18 protein-coding genes are annotated in these 16,629 nt (G+C 60.3%); 5 read left to right on the top strand and 13 right to left on the bottom strand.

Annotated features, from left to right (window positions below; all coding sequences use genetic code 11):
* Nucleotides 1–392 precede the first annotated feature (392 nt).
* The 4 genes from NBH21_RS08820 to NBH21_RS08810 form a co-directional block, all read right to left on the bottom strand.
* Nucleotides 393–1,283: a DMT family transporter gene (locus tag NBH21_RS08820; RefSeq protein ID WP_250915851.1), complete on the bottom strand. Its 891-nt coding sequence runs from the start codon at nucleotides 1,281–1,283 to the stop codon at nucleotides 393–395.
* Nucleotides 1,284–1,386: 103 nt separating this feature from the next.
* A complete protein-coding gene (locus NBH21_RS08815) occupies nucleotides 1,387–2,544 on the bottom strand; it encodes a PQQ-dependent sugar dehydrogenase (protein WP_250915852.1) in 1,158 nt (385 codons plus the stop codon).
* 152 nt (nucleotides 2,545–2,696) lie between these two features.
* Nucleotides 2,697–2,825: a hypothetical protein gene (locus NBH21_RS26060; RefSeq protein ID WP_280924228.1), complete on the bottom strand. Its 129-nt coding sequence runs from the start codon at nucleotides 2,823–2,825 to the stop codon at nucleotides 2,697–2,699.
* Between the two features lie 156 nt (nucleotides 2,826–2,981).
* Nucleotides 2,982–3,917, bottom strand: coding sequence for an EAL domain-containing protein (locus NBH21_RS08810; RefSeq protein ID WP_250915853.1), 936 nt, complete (start codon nucleotides 3,915–3,917; stop codon nucleotides 2,982–2,984).
* Between the two features lie 218 nt (nucleotides 3,918–4,135).
* Here NBH21_RS08810 and NBH21_RS08805 point away from each other — a divergent pair, with 218 nt between their 5' ends.
* Nucleotides 4,136–5,338, top strand: coding sequence for a pyridoxal phosphate-dependent aminotransferase (locus NBH21_RS08805; RefSeq protein ID WP_250915854.1), 1,203 nt, complete (start codon nucleotides 4,136–4,138; stop codon nucleotides 5,336–5,338).
* A gap of 78 nt (nucleotides 5,339–5,416) precedes the next feature.
* On the opposite strand, the gene NBH21_RS08800 is transcribed toward NBH21_RS08805, so the two are convergent.
* Nucleotides 5,417–6,607 (bottom strand): OpgC family protein, encoded by a 1,191-nt coding sequence (locus tag NBH21_RS08800; RefSeq protein WP_250915855.1) that lies wholly within the window; start codon nucleotides 6,605–6,607, stop codon nucleotides 5,417–5,419.
* A gap of 172 nt (nucleotides 6,608–6,779) precedes the next feature.
* Complete coding sequence (locus tag NBH21_RS08795; protein WP_250915856.1) at nucleotides 6,780–7,871, bottom strand: calcium:cation antiporter; 1,092 nt, start codon at nucleotides 7,869–7,871, stop codon at nucleotides 6,780–6,782.
* Between the two features lie 166 nt (nucleotides 7,872–8,037).
* On the opposite strand from NBH21_RS08795, the gene NBH21_RS08790 reads away from it, so the two are divergent.
* Entirely contained in the window at nucleotides 8,038–8,301 is a 264-nt protein-coding gene (locus NBH21_RS08790) for a DUF2188 domain-containing protein (protein WP_250915857.1), read from the top strand.
* A 92-nt stretch (nucleotides 8,302–8,393) separates the two neighbouring features.
* Here the strand turns inward: NBH21_RS08790 and NBH21_RS08785 are convergent, their stop codons facing one another.
* Nucleotides 8,394–8,870, bottom strand: a complete 477-nt coding sequence (locus NBH21_RS08785) for a bleomycin resistance protein (protein WP_250915858.1) — start codon at nucleotides 8,868–8,870, stop codon at nucleotides 8,394–8,396.
* A gap of 10 nt (nucleotides 8,871–8,880) precedes the next feature.
* A complete protein-coding gene (locus tag NBH21_RS08780) occupies nucleotides 8,881–9,771 on the bottom strand; it encodes a LysR family transcriptional regulator (protein ID WP_250915859.1) in 891 nt (296 codons plus the stop codon).
* 93 nt (nucleotides 9,772–9,864) lie between these two features.
* On the opposite strand from NBH21_RS08780, the gene NBH21_RS08775 reads away from it, so the two are divergent.
* Together NBH21_RS08775 and NBH21_RS08770 are read left to right on the top strand one after the other, a co-directional pair.
* Entirely contained in the window at nucleotides 9,865–10,914 is a 1,050-nt protein-coding gene (locus NBH21_RS08775; RefSeq protein WP_250915860.1) for an NAD-dependent epimerase/dehydratase family protein, read from the top strand.
* Entirely contained in the window at nucleotides 10,911–11,297 is a 387-nt protein-coding gene (locus NBH21_RS08770; RefSeq protein WP_250915861.1) for a DUF6220 domain-containing protein, read from the top strand. The genes NBH21_RS08775 and NBH21_RS08770 overlap by 4 nt, the downstream gene beginning before the upstream one ends.
* Before the next feature lie 61 nt (nucleotides 11,298–11,358).
* Here NBH21_RS08770 and NBH21_RS08765 read toward each other — a convergent pair whose 3' ends face one another.
* The 4 genes from NBH21_RS08765 to trxB all read right to left on the bottom strand — a co-directional run bounded on the left by NBH21_RS08765 (nucleotide 11,359) and on the right by trxB (nucleotide 15,122).
* Nucleotides 11,359–12,468 carry an alkene reductase gene (locus tag NBH21_RS08765; RefSeq protein ID WP_250915862.1) on the bottom strand — a complete coding sequence of 370 codons (1,110 nt, stop codon included), beginning with the start codon at nucleotides 12,466–12,468 and terminating at the stop codon, nucleotides 11,359–11,361.
* A 72-nt stretch (nucleotides 12,469–12,540) separates the two neighbouring features.
* On the bottom strand, nucleotides 12,541–12,834 hold the full coding sequence (locus NBH21_RS08760; protein WP_250915863.1) for an ArsR/SmtB family transcription factor: 294 nt from the start codon (nucleotides 12,832–12,834) through the stop codon (nucleotides 12,541–12,543).
* 396 nt (nucleotides 12,835–13,230) lie between these two features.
* A complete protein-coding gene (locus NBH21_RS08755; protein ID WP_163900048.1) occupies nucleotides 13,231–14,127 on the bottom strand; it encodes a LysR family transcriptional regulator VtlR in 897 nt (298 codons plus the stop codon).
* Between the two features lie 20 nt (nucleotides 14,128–14,147).
* Nucleotides 14,148–15,122: a thioredoxin-disulfide reductase gene (trxB, locus tag NBH21_RS08750; protein WP_250915864.1), complete on the bottom strand. Its 975-nt coding sequence runs from the start codon at nucleotides 15,120–15,122 to the stop codon at nucleotides 14,148–14,150.
* 228 nt (nucleotides 15,123–15,350) lie between these two features.
* Here trxB and NBH21_RS08745 point away from each other — a divergent pair, with 228 nt between their 5' ends.
* The gene (locus tag NBH21_RS08745; RefSeq protein ID WP_250915865.1) at nucleotides 15,351–15,818 is read left to right on the top strand and encodes an Lrp/AsnC family transcriptional regulator; all 468 of its coding nucleotides are present in this window, start codon (nucleotides 15,351–15,353) and stop codon (nucleotides 15,816–15,818) included.
* Here NBH21_RS08745 and NBH21_RS08740 read toward each other — a convergent pair.
* Nucleotides 15,735–16,625, bottom strand: coding sequence for a hypothetical protein (locus NBH21_RS08740; RefSeq protein ID WP_250915866.1), 891 nt, complete (start codon nucleotides 16,623–16,625; stop codon nucleotides 15,735–15,737). The genes NBH21_RS08745 and NBH21_RS08740 overlap by 84 nt on opposite strands.
* Between the last annotated feature and the right edge of the window lie 4 nt (nucleotides 16,626–16,629).

Below are 16,629 nucleotides of genomic sequence, written 5' to 3'. Positions count from 1 at the left end.
TGTTGGCCCGGCATTTCTTCAAATGTGGGGAAAGCGGCCATATATTGCCGCAGCATTCGATCCCCCGGCTATTGTCCCTTCGCCTTCGGATCTCACTGCCGGGGTTTTTTGCGCCCCGCTCGCGTTTATTATTTTGCTCTTCCCATGCTCGCCAAAATGCCCGAACGCCCGAAGATTGCTTGGTTTATTAAAAATTGGCAAGCGAAAGTTTTCTAACCCTCTGCCTGCGATAAAGATTTTGTAAAGGGAATCTTTAGGCAGTTTGAGCCCTCTAGTGCGGTTTCTGCCTATCACAGGCACAAATTGCATTGTGTGCGATGCAATTTCGCGAAAAAGCTTTCTCAAATTGCCCAAAGACGTGGCATTGAATTTTTTTCACATGGGGGGTGAAATCAGCTTACCGCGAGGCGTCGACGTGTCAGTTCCGGTACAAGTTCGACCATCAATATGGCCGCGAAGATCAGCGCGCAGCCGAGATAACCTACCGTCGGCAGGGTCTCGGACAGGATGATTGCGCCGAGAAGAGCCCCAAACAGTGCTTCGGCGGAGAGGAATATCGCCGCCTGGGACGCTGTCGTGTAGCGCTGGCCGATGATCTGAAGCGAAAACGCCAGACCGGAAGACAGAAGCCCTCCATAAAGAATTTCCGGAAGCGCGGAGGTGATCGACTGGAGGTCGATCGGCTCGAACGCGACGGCTCCCATACCCGCACCGGCGGCGCAGACGGCAAACTGGGTAACTGCGAGCGCCAGCGGCCGGTCGCTGTTGCCGACGGCAATCGGCGTCAAGGTGATCTGGATCGCGATGAAGACGGCGCACAGGATGATCAGCGCATCGCCGGAATTGAGGGCGGAAAGGGAGCCGCCGCTCAACAGAAGGATACCGAACAGGGTCAGGGCGGCAGCCGGCCATACAATCCAGTGAGGCCGGCGCGAGAGTACGAAGACGGCGATCAGCGGGACGAGAACGACATAGAGGCCGGTGAGGAAGCTGGCATTGGTTACGGTCGTGTTCTGGATGCCCATCTGCTGGGTGGTCTGTGCCGCAAGAAGCGAGAGACCGACGAACACGAACCACATCCAGTCGCGGCGGGTGAGTGATTGCCGGGACTTCGCGGCTTCCCGCATTGCAAAAGGCAGGACGGCGAGGGTGGCAAGCCCGAAGCGAAGCGCATTGAACCAGTTCGGCCCCAGCCACTCCATGGCCTGCGACTGGGCGATGAAACCTCCGCCCCAGATAGCTGCAGCGAGCAGCAAGACGAGGTTGGCCTGGATGCGGGACATGCGAGATTTCCGGATTGCAGTTCGACGAGCGGGGAACGGCTCCGGTTAACAGGTGTGCCCGCGTTCAGCAAGCCGGGGTCGAATGTCCGCAGTTCGGTGATGATCAGGGCGCGCGCGTGACACGCAACAGCTTGCCGTCGTCCTCGTCGGTCAGGAGAAGGATCGAGCCGTCGGGCGCTACCTTCACATCCCGCAGGCGGCCGTATTCGCCCTGGAACAGCCGTTCCTCGTTTTCGACGGCACCGCCTTCGCCATGCTCGATGCGCGCGAGCAACTCGTATTTCAGCGCCGCGACAAGGAAGTTGCCTTCCCATTCCGGAAACATTGCGCCGCGATAGATGTCGATCGCGCCGGGGGCAACGGATGGATCCCAATAATAAAGAGGCTGGTCATATCCTTCCGCGGCCTGGCCGACGCCGATTTCGGCCCCGGAATAGTGCTTGCCGTAGGAAATGATTGGCCAGCCGTAGTTATGCCCCGCCTTCGGCGCGTTGATCTCGTCGCCGCCGCGGGCGCCGTGTTCGACCGTGTAGAGCGTACCGTCCTTCTTGTCGATGACGATACCCTGCGGATTGCGATGGCCCTTCGACCAGATTTCCGGGAGGCCCTTGCCGTTTTCGACAAAGGGATTACCAGGGCCGGGGCGGCCGTCCTGCGTGATATGAAGGATGGAACCGGCGTGATCGTTCGGGTCCTGCGCGCGGTCCATCTCGCCCCGTTCCCCGATGCCGAAGAACAGATTGCCGTCACCGGTGATGGCGATGCGCGAACCGAAATGCTGGCCGGTGCCGGTGAAGCGGTTCATGGCGAAAAGTTGGGTGAGATTTTCGAGCTTCCGTTCGTCCTTGTCCAGGTTTGCGGAAAACAGCGCCGTGCCCTGACCGCCGGGGCCGGGAATGGAGGCGGTGAAATAGAGCTTGCGGCTGGTCGAAAAGTCCGGTGACAGCGCGACGTCGAGAAGGCCGCCCTGACCGCCGACGAAGAGTTTCGGGAGGCCCTCAATCGGCTTGCCCACATCTCCGGCGCGGATGATGCGCAGTCGCCCGGGGCGCTCGGTGACAACATAGGCGCCATCCGGCAGCACTTCGACTGCCCATGGGTGCTCCAGGCCGGCGGCGATTTCGGTGACCTCGACTTCGAAGTTCCGTGTGGGATAATGGTCCGCTGCCGACGCGGCAGAGGGGGCTGTCGCAAGAAGTGTGGTCAGTAGGACCGCCGCGCCTGCGAAGGTCGACGATCCGGGGTGGCTGGCAAAGGGCATATGTCAGTCTCCGCTGAACTCTTCCCGGTAATTTGGAACCGGCTTATCCCGAAACAACCCCGTCTCCCGGATTTCTGCCTGCCAAAGCGCCGAACCGGCGCTTGCTAGCGCAAATGTGAAGAGACGAGAGCGAGAAAAGCCGGCGGCCTGCTTCAGGCGGTTACGGCGAGACCGATCAGAAGTGCTGCGCAGGCAAGCAGGGCGACAAGCTGCATCAGCGTGCGGTCAAGGACACGCTGGAGCAAGGTGGGTGCGACGATCTTGTCTTCGTCCAGAAACATGACGGCCCTTCTGAAGCGACATTGTTCAACGAAGGGAATGAAAGACCCGGTTATGGACCTTCCGGAGACCGAATTACGGCAGGCCACTGTATTTATCGTGGCGATATCGTGATCTTTCAACCGCTTGCGAGAGGACAGCGTAGCCGGAGCGTCGGCTTACGAATTGCTGCCGCGTTTTCCGAAGACGCGCGACGGGCGCGTCGGCTGAGGAAGGACCACAGCCGGCGCGTCGATCGATGAGCGTTTGGGCAGGGGACTGCTTGCCGAAGCCGGGATGGGATCCCCAGTCGGCGAGAACGACACCTCGGGAAACATCTCGTTGAAGTCGGCGGGGGCGAGTTGGGGACGGGCCAGCGCATAGCCCTGAAGCAGCGTCACGCCGAGATCGGTGCAAAGCTCGACCTGCCAGTTCTCCTCCAGCCGTTCGAAGATCGGCTCGATACCGTCATCCCTGAGTTGGCGAACGATGACCCGCAGCAGGGCGAAGCCCGCGGAGTTGTGCATGTAGTCGCGCACCCAATCGCCATCGAAGCGGACGAAATCGGGCTTGTGCAGGCGAACGACCTCGATACTGGTTTCGCTCGCCTCGTAATTGGAAATGGATATGCGGAAGCCGGCCTGTCGCAATTGCCGGATAGCGCTGGCGATCAGTCTGCCATCGCCCGTATTGGAATTGATATCGCAGACGATCCTGTCGGGTTGTACGGCCACCTCGTGACCGGCAAGGCGGATACGATCGAGTTCGAGACGCATCGCTGACGGATCGATGTAGAGTTGTGGCTGGAAACTGACGAAAACGCCGGCGCGGGCGCGGTTCAGGCTGCCGACATTGAGGATGTGGATGCTTCTGAGCAGGCTGTCGACCGATGGAAGATCCTGCGACTCGACCAGCGGGAAGAACTGCGATGGCGGATAGGGCTCTTCGTTGCGTTCGGCGCGCACGAGGCCCTGGAAGGCATAGACATCGAGAACATCATCGGAAATGCGCCGGAAAATCGGTTGCAGCGCCGAGCGCAGCACGAAGGGGCCGTAGGCGGTCGACCATGCGCCCGCCATATGCACGAGACGGCTGTAGATGCTGGTCTGACCCATTCTTCCTTCCGTTCTCCTTCTCAACCCTCGGTGGGTGCGAATTCTACCCTGCAAGACTTACCTGAATATTAAGAGAATCTTAAAAAGCGAAAACGTCGCGGTTTACGCCGTGCTGGCCGCTTTCCGCTTGAAACGCAGCGACTCTTTCGCCATAGAACTTGAACCTGGGGCCTTGGCCGATCGAGGTTCCTTCGTTCAACAGCTTCAGGACAATCACAATGGCATTTCTCGCCGACGCTCTTTCCCGTGTAAAGCCTTCCGCAACCATCGCAGTGTCGCAGAAAGCACGCGACCTGAAGGCAAAGGGACGTGACGTCATCGGCCTCGGTGCAGGTGAGCCGGACTTCGATACGCCCGACAATGTCAAGAAGGCCGCTATCGACGCGATCAACCGCGGCGAAACGAAGTACACACCGGTTTCGGGCATTCCGGAACTGCGCAAGGCGATTGCCGCAAAGTTCAAGCGCGAGAACGGGCTGGACTACGACTGGCAGCAGACGATCGTCGGCACCGGCGGCAAGCAGATTCTTTTCAATGCCTTCATGGCAACGCTTAACCCGGGCGATGAAGTCGTCATCCCGGCACCGTACTGGGTTTCCTATCCGGAAATGGTGGCGCTGTGCGGCGGCACCCCGGTCTTCGTTTCGACGAAGCAGGAAAACAACTTCAAGCTGACGGCTGCCGAACTCGAAAGCGTCATCACGCCGAAGACCAAGTGGTTCGTCTTCAACTCGCCGTCCAACCCGACGGGGGCCGCCTACAGCGCGGACGAACTCAAGGCGCTGACCGATGTCCTGCTCAAGCATCCGCATGTCTGGATCCTGACCGACGATATGTATGAGCATCTGACCTTCGGCGACTTCAAGTTCGCGACCCCGGTCGAGGTCGAGCCGAAGCTTTATGACCGCACGTTGACGATGAACGGCGTCTCCAAGGCCTATGCGATGACCGGTTGGCGTATCGGTTATGCTGCCGGCCCGCTGCAGCTCATCAAGGCCATGGACATGATCCAGGGGCAGCAGACCTCGGGTGCGTCCTCAATTGCTCAGTGGGCAGCCGTCGAGGCTCTGAACGGCCCGCAGGATTTCGTTGCGAAGAACAAGGCCATCTTTGAAGCCCGCCGCGATCTCGTCGTATCGATGCTTAACCAGGCGAACGGCATCGTATGCCCGAAGCCCGAAGGCGCCTTCTACGTCTATCCGTCCTGCGCCGGCCTGATCGGCAAGACCGCGCCGTCGGGCAAGGTCATCGAGACGGACGAAGACTTCGTGTCCGAGCTGCTGGAATCCGAAGGCGTCGCCGTCGTGCACGGCTCGGCTTTCGGTCTCGGCCCGAACTTCCGCATTTCCTATGCGACCTCGGAAGAACTGCTCGAGGAAGCCTGCAAGCGCATTCAGCGCTTCTGCGGCGCCTGCAAGTAAGCGTTTCGACAGCCACATCATGCAGAAAGGGCGGTGCCATCAGGTCCCGCCCTTTCTCTTTGTGCTTTCGGCTCGTTTCTATCGGGCCGGCTGGGTGGTTGGCAGGCTGAACAGCTTTTCGCGCTCGCGATAGATGGCGGGCAGGCTGAGGATCGCCAGCGAGCCGATGGCGACGATGGTCTTGGTCAACTGGGAGAGCTCCCCGACGCGGCCGTCGATATAGAAGACAATATAGACGATCAGGACGTGCCAGACGTAGATCTGCAGCGAATGGCGGCCGAGGAGTTGCAGGAAGCTCAGCGAGAAGAGGCGCGTCAGTCCGGAGGCGATCTTGCGGATGACCGGGCTCTGATGGCGCGGGCCGGCGATCAGCAGCCATGCCAGCCCATAGGCTACCGCCGCGAAGTTCACGAGATAGACGAGGCCGAAATCGGCGCGCACTTCCATCATGCCGAATTTTTCCAGCACCATGCCCGGCATCAGTTCATGGGCGGTCATGACGCGCAGCGGCAGGAAGAACAGGCAGATGGCCAGTGCCATCCTTGCAAGGAACGTGTCCTCGGGATTGAAGACCCGCTTCCATTCGATACGCTTCATCGAGGTGAGACTGCCGGCGATCACGCCTGCGAAGAAGACAACCTGCCAGCCGAGAAGGTTGAAGCTTGCGCGCAGGCCTTCCTTGTCCGGCGCTCCGGCCAGCCATTCGTTGAGCGGATAGGTGATGAGGCGCTGCAGGCCGAGCTGACCGGCAAGCCAGAGCAGCAGCGAGGCAATGGCAACGGCTGCCCAGCGTTCGGTGATGCAGAGCCAGATCACCATGGGCGCAAAGGCCATGTAGATGATGTATTGCGGCAAGATGTCCATGAAGGTCGGCTGGAACAGGAAGGTTCCGATGGCCGCAAGCCGTTCTCCGTCATGGAGGCGCGAGCCGCCGAGCCAGTTCTGCCAGATGCCGGCGGCGCCGGGAAGCACGAGTTGCAATACGAGTACGGCAACCACGATGCACATCGCATAGCGATAAAGCTCAAGCGCGCGGGACCAGATGCGGTCGCGGCCGACGGCATACCCGTCCTTCATCATCTTGCGCGCATAGACCATGCCGGTCAGCAGGCCGGAGAGAAAGACGAATCCCTGGGCATCTTCCACGAATGCAAGATTGCGGTGATTGATTTGAACGAGCCATAGCCCGCCGGCGAAGACCAGATGGTTGATCAGCATGAAGACGAGGAAATAGCCTCGCATGCCATCGATGACGTCCAATCTTTTCAAAGGTTCGGCTCCCGAGCTAGCCCCCCGGTGACCGGGGGCGTTTTTGCCTCGCATCTTGTTGACAATGGGGCGAACCGGGAAAGTTGATGTGGATCGCCTCTGGCCGGAACGGGAGGTGCCGCCAAAGGTTCCCGACAAAAGTGCCGTAAGCGCTACCTTTCGTGCCCCGGCTTTACAGGCCAAGAAAGGAGAGCATGATGAAGGTGGCGAAGAGGATGAAGTGCGTCATGCCTTCTATCGCATTGGTTTCGCCGTCATTCAGATTTATCGCGGCTGCAATCAGCGTGATCGCGATCATGACGGTCTGCACCGGCGACATGGCCATCATAAAAGGTTGACCGGTGTAGAGGGCGATGGCCTCCATGACGGGTACTGTGAGAATCACGGTCGACAGCGATGCGCCCATGGCGATGTTCACTGTGGCCTGCATCCGGTCGGCGAGGGCGGCCCGCAATGCAGTCAGGATTTCCGGGCCGGCGGAAATGGCGGCGACTAGGATTGCCGTGAGGGCGACGGGCGCGCCGACATCCTTAAGGCCGACGTTCAGGAACGCGGACATCAACTCAGCAAGAACGCCGATCAGCACAACGCCGATGATGATGACGGTGACCGAGAGTGTTGTCGGCTCGTTTTCCCCTTCCTGTACGTGCTCCTCTTGTCCTCGCTGCTGGGTGCGGGGATAGCTGTAGCTGAAAAAGTAGCTGTGCGTGCCGACCTGCATGCGCAGAAAGAGACCGTAAAGGGCGATCATCGCGAAGATGGTGAAGAGGGAATAGTACTGCCATTTCGCCGTCGGGATAAATTCCGGAACGACCATGGAAATGCCCATCGCAGTCAGGATCATCACGCCGTAGGTCTTGCCGGAATCGTCGTTGTACGGCTGTTCGCCGTGCTTCAGGCCGCCCAGCAGCGCGGCAAGGCCGAGGATGCCGTTGATATCCAGCATGACGGCGGAATAGATCGTGTCGCGCACCAGCGTCGGCGAACCTTCCTCGCTCATCATGATCGCGAGGATCAGGACTTCCACCATGACGGCCGAAAGTGTCAGGATCATCGTGCCGTAGGGGTCGCCGACTTTTACGGCGAGAACTTCGGCGTGGTGGGCGATGCGCAGCGAGGCGAAGAGGATCGCGACGATCAGGACGACCGCTGCAACCACCGAGACGACCGGCCCGAAAGCGAGGATCTGGTGTTCCAGCGCCAGGCCGGCGACTGCGACAATAAGCGGGAAGACAAGTGTCTTTTCCTGACGGAGACTATGCACGGATGCGCTGCCTTGAAGGTGGGATGGGCATCTCCCAGAACTGCCTAAAAGCACGTCTTGTCCAGTCTTTTCGGGCCGGAGATTCTTGCCGGGTGTGCATTTTTCCACCTCGTTTGATGTTTGCGCCACTTGGTGTGATAATGCTCCGGCTTGGAAGGAGGAAAGAATGACTAAGATCGTTTACGAGATTGTTCCTCATGATGGCGGTTGGGCCTATAAGCTCGGAAACGTGTTTTCCGAGACGTTCAACAGCCACGATGAAGCGCTGGAAGCGGCCCGCATCGTCATGCAGGAACAGCAGGTCGGCGACGAGCCGGTCGAGATCAGCTACCAGGATGAGAAGGGCAAGTGGCGGGAGGAATATTCCGACGGCGGCGATCGCCCTGAGGTCGAGATCGACGACCCGCATCAGGCGAATTCTTCCCTTTAGAGCGCGACTCGATCTTCGGGATCGGATCGGCACTCTTGGTCGTATGCCGTCCCGTCATCGCAAAACCGTCCAGCCCTTTTGCGCGTCAGGCCTTAGCCGATGGTGCGTTTTCCAATCGATTGGGAGAAGCGGATCAGATAGCCATCGGGGTCCTGCACCAGGAATTCCCGCGAGCCGCTTTCCTGATTCTCTCCAATGCGATACCAGCTTTCGCTCACACCTTCGAAGAGCGGCCAATCCAGTTCGCGCAAGTCCTCAAGTATCGGCTCAAGATCGTCCGTGGCTATCTGGAAGTTGATGCCGCGCCCGAAGGGTTTTTCCAGCGCTCCCGTTTTCCAGTTGCCATTGATCTGGCAGAGCATCAGCTGGGCGCCCTGACGCTCGAGATAGGCGAATTTCGCGGCCGGGCGGTCATAAGCGATGCGAAAGCCGAGACCATCGCACCAGAAGTGCAGGCTTGCCTCGATGCTGGTGACATCGAGTTCGGGGACTAGGGGCGCAAATCCCCCTGTTGGCTGGCTGCCGGTTCCAGTCGATCCGTCCCGTTCGGCGCGTGTCAGTTCGCTCATCCCTGAATTCCTATCGGTCGATATAGTCCAGCAATCCCCTGACCAGCGCATCGAAAGCAACGCGGCAGCGGGGGGCGGTTTTCAGGCTTTCATGCATCACGACATAGGTGTCGAGCGAGAGCCCCAGTGCGCCCGGCAGGACTGGTACGAGATCCGGAAAGCGCTTTGCAAGCCCGTCCTGGCACATGCCGATGCCCCCGCCCGCCCGGATTGCCGCGAGTTGCGCGAGGTTGCTGTCCGTGCGGAAGGAGAAATGGGTGTCCGCGAGATCGGGCCTTCCGGCGAGAATGTTGCGGATATAGGCGAAGTGCCGGTCGAAGCCGATGAGGCGATGCTCTCCAAGCTCGGCCAGAGATTGTGGCGTGCCGTGGCGGTCGAGATAGCGCTGATGGGCATAAAAGCCGAGCGGAATGCGTCCGATGCGGCGGGAGAGCAGGGCATCCTGCGCTGGCTCGACCATGCGTATGGCAATGTCGGCCGCCTGATTCAGCAGATCCTCCACCTCATCGGATGCGGACAGTTCAATATCCAGGCCGGGATGGGCCTCCTGAAGGTCCGCGAGGATCGGCGGAAGCACCTCGATGCCGATCACTTCGCTGGCGCTGATGCGCACGGTCCCGGTCACCGTGTCGGATCGCCCGGAGGCGGCCCGCTCCAGTGCGGCCGCCGTTGCCGCCATTGCTTCGGCGTGGGGACGCATCTGTCGGGCGGTCTCCGTCGGCAGCAGGCCTTTCGGCGTGCGCAGGAAGAGCGGCCCGCCCCCTGCCTGTTCCAGCGCGTCGATATGGCGCCCGACGGTCGGCTGCGTCAGACCGAGTTCGCGTGCGGCGGCGGAAAGCGATCCCTCGCGCAGAACTGCGAGGAAGGTGCGGTAATAATCCCAGGCCAGTTCGATGCTCATGCATTAATGTATATCAACTAAAGAAAATCTGGCAATTCCGTATATCTTTGGCGCATTGGATACTCCTTGCATCGAAACGAAGGAGTTCAGGCCATGACAGAGACAGCAGTCATTCATTCCCCCATAGCCCTTGTTCTCGGCGCTACCGGCGGCGTCGGCGGCGCGGTCGCTGCAAAGCTCGCGGAACGGGGGTATCGCGTCCGGGCAATGCATCGTCGCGCGTCCGAAATGCAGGCGCGGATGCCGCAATACCAGTGGGTGCAGGGCGATGCGATGAACGCCGCCGATGTAATGGATGCGGCCTGCGGTGCGAGCCTCATCGTCCATGGCGTCAACCCACCCGGTTATCGCAACTGGGGCAAGCTGGTGCTGCCGATGATCGACAGTACGATTGCCGCCGCGAAGCGTCACGGCGCGCGCATCCTGATGCCGGGGACGGTCTATAATTTTGGGCCGGACAGTTTTCCGTTGGTTCGCGAGGATAGTCCGCAGCATCCGGTGACCCGCAAGGGGCAGATAAGGGTTGAGCTTGAGCGCCGCCTGGAAGCTGCGGCCGCCGATGGCGTGCCGGTGCTGATCGTCCGGGCGGGCGATTTCTTCGGTCCCGGTGCCGGCAACAACTGGTTTGCGCAGGGTGTCATCAAGCCCGGTGCGCCCATTACGGCGATCACCAACCCGTCTTCGCCCGGCGTCGGGCACCAGTGGGCCTATCTGCCGGATGCCGCGGAAACCATGGTGCGTCTGCTGGAGCATGCCGTCCGGTTGCCGACCTTCGCACGCTTCCATATGGCGGGTTTCCGGGATCGGGACGGTAACGAACTTGCGGCTTCCATCCGTCGGGTCACGGGGCGGCCGGATCTCAAGCTGAAGCGCTTCCCTTGGCTGCTTGCCATACTTGCATCGCCCTTCGTGCCGATCTTTCGGGAACTCCTGGAAATGCGTTACCTCTGGAGCCGTGAGGTTATGATGGACAATCGGCGTCTCGTCGAGTTTCTCGGAGAAGAGCCGCACACACCCATCGACGAGGCTGTCGCGACCACCCTGGCAAGCCTTGGCTGCCTTCCAGAGCGGGTGGACGGGGTGTTCCGTGCCGACAGGCAGTCAGGTTCGATATCTGCTTCCTCGACCGGGAGGGCGGCATGAGTGTGCGGCTAGAAATAAGGCCGGCTCCCGCGAGCCTCGTCTTCACGGGGATGGCGATCCTGACCAGCGCGGGCATCGGTACCCAGTTCTATCTCGCAGGCATGGCGATCTTCGGGGGCGGGGTTGACTGGGACGTGCACCGCATCGTTGGTAGCGCCATCGTCCTGCCGATCCTCGCGCTGCTGGCGCAAGCCTTCATGTCGCCGCGACTGATTGCCATTCGAGAGCTGACGGCAGTACTGGCGACGAGCTATCTCCTGCAGATCGCCGTGGTCGTGGTGGGGCAGGAAGTCGATATGCCGCTGGTGGCGGCGTTGCACCCGGCGAATGGCGCGTTGATGTTCGGGATATCGGTCCGTCTGGCCTTCCGCAGCCTGAGGTAGGCGAAAACCTTCAGAAGAAATGCCCCGCGGCAGCGGGGCATTCGTGTGTCTGCCGTAACGCTCAGGCGGAAAGTGCGAGCGTCGGGTAGTTGGTGTAACCCTCCGCGCCGCCGCCGTAGAAGGTGTTGCGGTCCGCCTCGTTGAGGGGGGCATTTTCCTTCAGCCGCTGGACGAGGTCCGGGTTGGAGATGAAGAGCTTGCCGAAGGACACCATGTCGGCGCGGCCGGATTCGACGGCCTCGATCGCCAGTTCGCGATCATACCCGTTGTTGACCATCCAAACGGCCTTCCCGCCCTTGGCGCGGTAAGCAGCCTTCAGGCCGGCCCAGTCGAAGGGAAGGTTGTCGCGCGGGCCGCCGGTCGCGCCCTCGATCACATGGATGAAGGCGAGGTCATAGGAGGCGAGCTTTTCCACGAGTGCATTGAAAAGGGGCTGCGGATCCGGGTCGGATGCATCGTTTGCCGGGGTCACCGGAGAGATGCGGATGCCGGTGCGGTCTGCGCCGATCTCGTTGACGATGGCCTCGACCACCTCAATGGCGAAGCGGATGCGGTTTTCGATCGAGCCGCCATAGGCGTCCGTGCGGTGGTTGGTGTCGGCGCGCAGGAACTGGTCGATCAGATAGCCGTTGGCGGCATGGATCTCGACGGCATCGAACCCGGCGTCGACAGCTGCACGTGCGGCGCGGCGGTAATCCTCGAGAATGCCGGGGATTTCGGAAATGTCGAGGGCGCGGGGCTCGGACGTATCGGCGAACGCGCCGGTGCCGTCATCGTTGATGATGTAGGTCTTGGACTTGGCGCGGATGGCGGACGGGGCAACGGGAGCCGCGCCACCGGGCTGCAGCGAGGTATGGGAAATGCGGCCGACATGCCAGAGCTGGACGGGGATCTTGCCGCCGGCCGAGTGCACGGCGGAGGTGACGCGCTTCCAGCCTTCGACTGCCTCAGGAAGGTAGAGGCCGGGAACCTGGGCATAGCCCTGACCTTGCTGGGTGATCGGCGTGCCCTCGGTGATGATCAGGCCTGCCGATGCACGTTGTTCATAATAGGTGACGTTCAGATCGTTCGGTACGGCGCCCGGAGAGCGATTGCGGGTCAGCGGGGCCATGGCAATGCGATTGGCGAGCGTGGCGTGGCCAAGCATAATGGGGTCGAAAAGACTGGACATGAGACCTCTCTAAATTTCCAAATTATCCGATGCAGGAGGGGTGGATTATCCCGGAAATTCGAATCTGGTGTCTCAGAGGGCCGTGTTCAAGGCGGCGAGGAATTTGCCGATCGCTTCCTCGTTTCGGCGATACAGAACCCACTGGCCGACGCGGGTGGACAGCACGAGGCCGGCGCGCTGCAGCGTGGTGAGGTGGGCTGATACGGTGGACTGCGACAGCCCGCAACGTTCGAACTGCCCTGCGCTGACGCCCAATTCCATCGGATGAGGGCGATCGGGGAAATGGACTTCGGGTTGTTTGAGCCACACGAGCATTTCAATCCTTGCGGGATGTGCAAGCGCTTTGAGGGTCTCGTCAAGATTCATATGCTGGTGATTCCGTATCGGAGTGGAAGCAATTCAAATATGGCGACGAAATGAGGTGTCAACTTAGGTAACAGTAAACCCGTTCCTCGGATTGGCTCATTTTAGGGACAATTCTTGAAATTTTTCAGAATCGGCGAGCCTCCATTCATCATTGCTGCGATACGTGGGGATCTGTGAGAAAAAAAAGAGGGCCACCGGATCGCTCCAGGGCCCTTTGAAGTGTGAAGGTCAAAAAACCTCCAGAGGGGAACAGCTGCTGCGGTGGAACTGGGAGGAAAGCCACCATGTGCATCAGCTGTGAGCGATATGGTGGTTTTTTGTGCAGTGAACAATGCTTTTTTATGCATGTCAGGCATGCATGATGTGCAGGCCTGCTCGTTTTGCTGCAAAAACGGCCTAAAAGTTCCAATTTCTGGCCTTTGCGACGATGAAGTCTCTAAAGACTTTCAACTTCGCAGCATTTTTCATTTCGTCCGGATAGCAGAAATAAGTGTCGAACGAGGGTACATCGGCGCTGAGTGACAGCTGAATCAGTCCGGGATCGCGACCGACGATGTAGTCCGGAAGGCAGGCGAGACCGATTCCCAAGAGGCAGGCCCGCTTGATCGAGGTTTGGCTGTTGATCTGGAGATGCGGCATTCGCGGATTGTCGGACGAGCGTCCGGCAATTTCCAGCCAGTTCACGTCCAGAAGGTAGCCGGGGGCCGGCTCGCCGAACGTTATGATGCGGTGGTTGTCGAGATCTTCAATCGACTGCGGTTCGCCGTAGCGGTTGATGTAGGACGGTGCTGCATAAACGTGCATGTGCACGGTAAAGAGCTTGCGCTGGATCAGGTCGGATTGCTGCGGCTGGCGCAGGCGGATGGCGCAGTCGGCATGACGCATGTTCACGTCCAGCTCCTCGTTGTCGAGGATGAGCTGGATGGACATGTCCGGGTAAAGCTGCAGGAATTCCTGCACCTTGTCCGTAAGCCAGCCCTGGCCGAGACCGACAGTTGTCGTCACGCGGAGCTTGCCGCTCGGCTTCTCCGTCGTCTCGGTGAGCTGCATCTTCACCGTTTCGAGCTTGAGCAGCACGTCATGGGCGGTGCGGTAAAGCAATTCGCCCTGTTCGGTGAGGATGAGGCCGCGCGCGTGGCGGTGGAACAGCTTGACGCCGATATCCTGTTCCAGCGCGCTGACCTGGCGGCTGATCGCCGATTGGGAAAGATGCAGCTTGTCGGCCGCATGGGTGAAAGACCCAGCTTCTGCGGCCGAATGAAAAATGCGCAACTTGTCCCAATCCAACGGCATGCCACCCCCTCTCATGACCATTACTCCGCAGCTTCGGCCTGCACCGGCTGGGCGCCCAGGAAGCGCTCGGCTTCAAGCGCTGCCATGCAACCCATGCCGGCGGCGGTGATCGCCTGCCGGTAGATGTCATCGGTCACGTCGCCAGCGGCGAAGATGCCTGATACGTCCGTGGCGGTGCTGTCGGGAGCGGTCCAGAGATAGCCGTTCGGTTTGAGCTTCAGCTTGCCCTTGAACAGTTCGACCGCAGGCGCATGGCCGATGGCGACGAAGACGCCGTCGATCGGCGTTTCGGTGACAGCGCCCGTCAGCGTGTCGCGCAGCTTCACGCCGCTGACAGACGGCGGCATCGGCGGCTTGGCGGGCGCGCCGGTGATTTCGGCAACCTCGGTGTTCCAGAGAACGCGGATATTATCCTTGGCGAACAGACGCTCCTGCAGGATCTTTTCGGAGCGGAAGCTGTCGCGGCGGTGCACCACGGTCACGGACTTGGCGATGTGGGAGAGGTAAAGTGCCTCTTCGACGGCCGAATTACCGCCGCCGACCACGATGACGTCCTTGTTGCGATAGAAGAAGCCGTCGCAGGTGGCACAGGCTGAAACGCCGAAGCCCTGAAAATGCTGCTCGCTCTCGATGCCGAGCCACTTGGCCTTGGCGCCGGTGGCGATGATGAGCGTGTCGGCGGTCCATACCGCACCGGAATCGGTCCGGGCGGTGAAGGGACGACGGGAAACGTCGACCTCGGTCACCAGATCGTTGACGATCTCGGCACCGACATGGGTTGCCTGCTTCAGCATCTGCTCCATCAGCCACGGGCCCTGGATCGGATCGCCGAAACCGGGATAGTTCTCCACGTCGGTCGTGATCATCAATTGACCGCCCTGTTCCATGCCGGCGATGAGAACCGGCTTCAGCATGGCGCGGGCGGCATAGATCGCGGCCGTGTATCCGGCTGGGCCTGAGCCGATGATCAACACCTTTGTATGGCGGGCAGTCATGGGTAGTTCCTTTCAAAGCGGCCAGGGGAGGGTGCGATATAAGCTCGCGCGCCACTTCTTTGTAGGCTCATTTATGATTGATCCATGCATTTATTCAAGGTCAGCCTTGCAATACCAACAAGGCAATGCGTCGCATGGTAATTTTTGTTCGCAATGCAGCCTGATTCTTGCGTATTCCACGGGTTCCGCTAGAAAATGCCCATCTGCAAATCATGAAAGGCCATCCCCGTGCTGAGAGCCGAGTTGGACGCAATCGATCTTCGAATCCTGCGCGAACTGCAACGGGACGGGAGAATGACCAATGTGGAGCTTTCCGAGAGGGTCGGCATTTCTGCGCCGCCCTGTCTCCGGCGCGTACGAAAGCTCGAGGAGAGCGGCATCATCGAGGGCTATCACGCGATGCTGAGTGCGCCGAAGCTCGGTTTCGACCTCGTCGCCTTCTGCATGATCGGCCTGAAACACCAGTCGGAGGCCAATCTCAAGGCGTTTGCCGCTGCGACCGAGGTATGGCCGATGGTGCGGCAGGCCTGGATGGTCAACGGCGACAGCGATTTCCTGCTGCACTGTGTTGCGGAAAACCTGACCCGCTTTCAGGACTTCGTCATCGAGGTGCTAACCGCCAACGAGCACGTCCATACCGTGCGGACCATGCTGACGATCCGCCAAGTCAAGAAGGTTCCCCTTCTGGAGATCTGAAGCCGCCTGGCCGTTGCTGTACCAGGCATCGTGAAGCCAGTCGACCTTGCCGATCCTGCGATACCATTTGTGCCCGCCGCCGGCGAGAACTTCGCTCATTTTCGGCTGGCCGGCGAAGACCACCATCTTCGCGCCTTGCGGCGGCGCGGGGTCCCAGAGGTAGCTGGCCAGATTGCGGGGAACGCAGGCGTTCTTGAAGCTCACGCACCATTCACGCGGCCAGTATTGCAGGTGGCCATGGGCGGCAAGCTGGGCGCTCTGGAACTGCTGGGAAATCTCGTAATTCGTCATGGCCTTGGCAGGGTCTGCCAGATAGGCGTCGAGGATATAGCTGTGTGCGCCGATCTCGTAGCGGAAGACGGAACTGTTGCCGACCGAATGCAGGAAACGGTCGCGGGCCGGGTTGATGCGGCGAAGCGGCTTGGCGCGGAAGAGATTGTCGTCCCGGATGATCAGGAATGTCCCGGGATGCGTGAAGAACGGCTCGAGATCGGTCATGATGACCAGATCGAGGTCGAGAAACAGCGTGGTGCCCTGAAGATCGGCTAGATCGCGGCGGAAGAGGGCGAGCTTGCGCCAGCGCCGGTCGCCATGGCCGGCAGGCAGGTCGAGTTCCGGCAGGGGGAATGTCTCGATGCCGGCTTCCAGCCCGGTCGTATCGTCCGTGAAACAGACGAAACGATGGGGGCGGCGAAGGTGGCGGGCGACACCGCGTTTCAGGTTGTTGACGTATTCGGGGCCGTAGAGGGTTCCCCATTTCATGCAAACCACATTGACCGGAGGGGTGAGCGTGGTTTGCATATTCATCGTC

It is taken from the genome of Ciceribacter sichuanensis, from assembly GCF_024055605.1.
In the GTDB taxonomy this organism is placed as follows: Bacteria; Pseudomonadota; Alphaproteobacteria; order Rhizobiales; family Rhizobiaceae; genus Allorhizobium; species Allorhizobium sichuanense.
The sequence above is the reverse complement of the archived record's forward strand: the minus strand, read 5'-3'. Positions and strand labels throughout refer to the sequence as shown.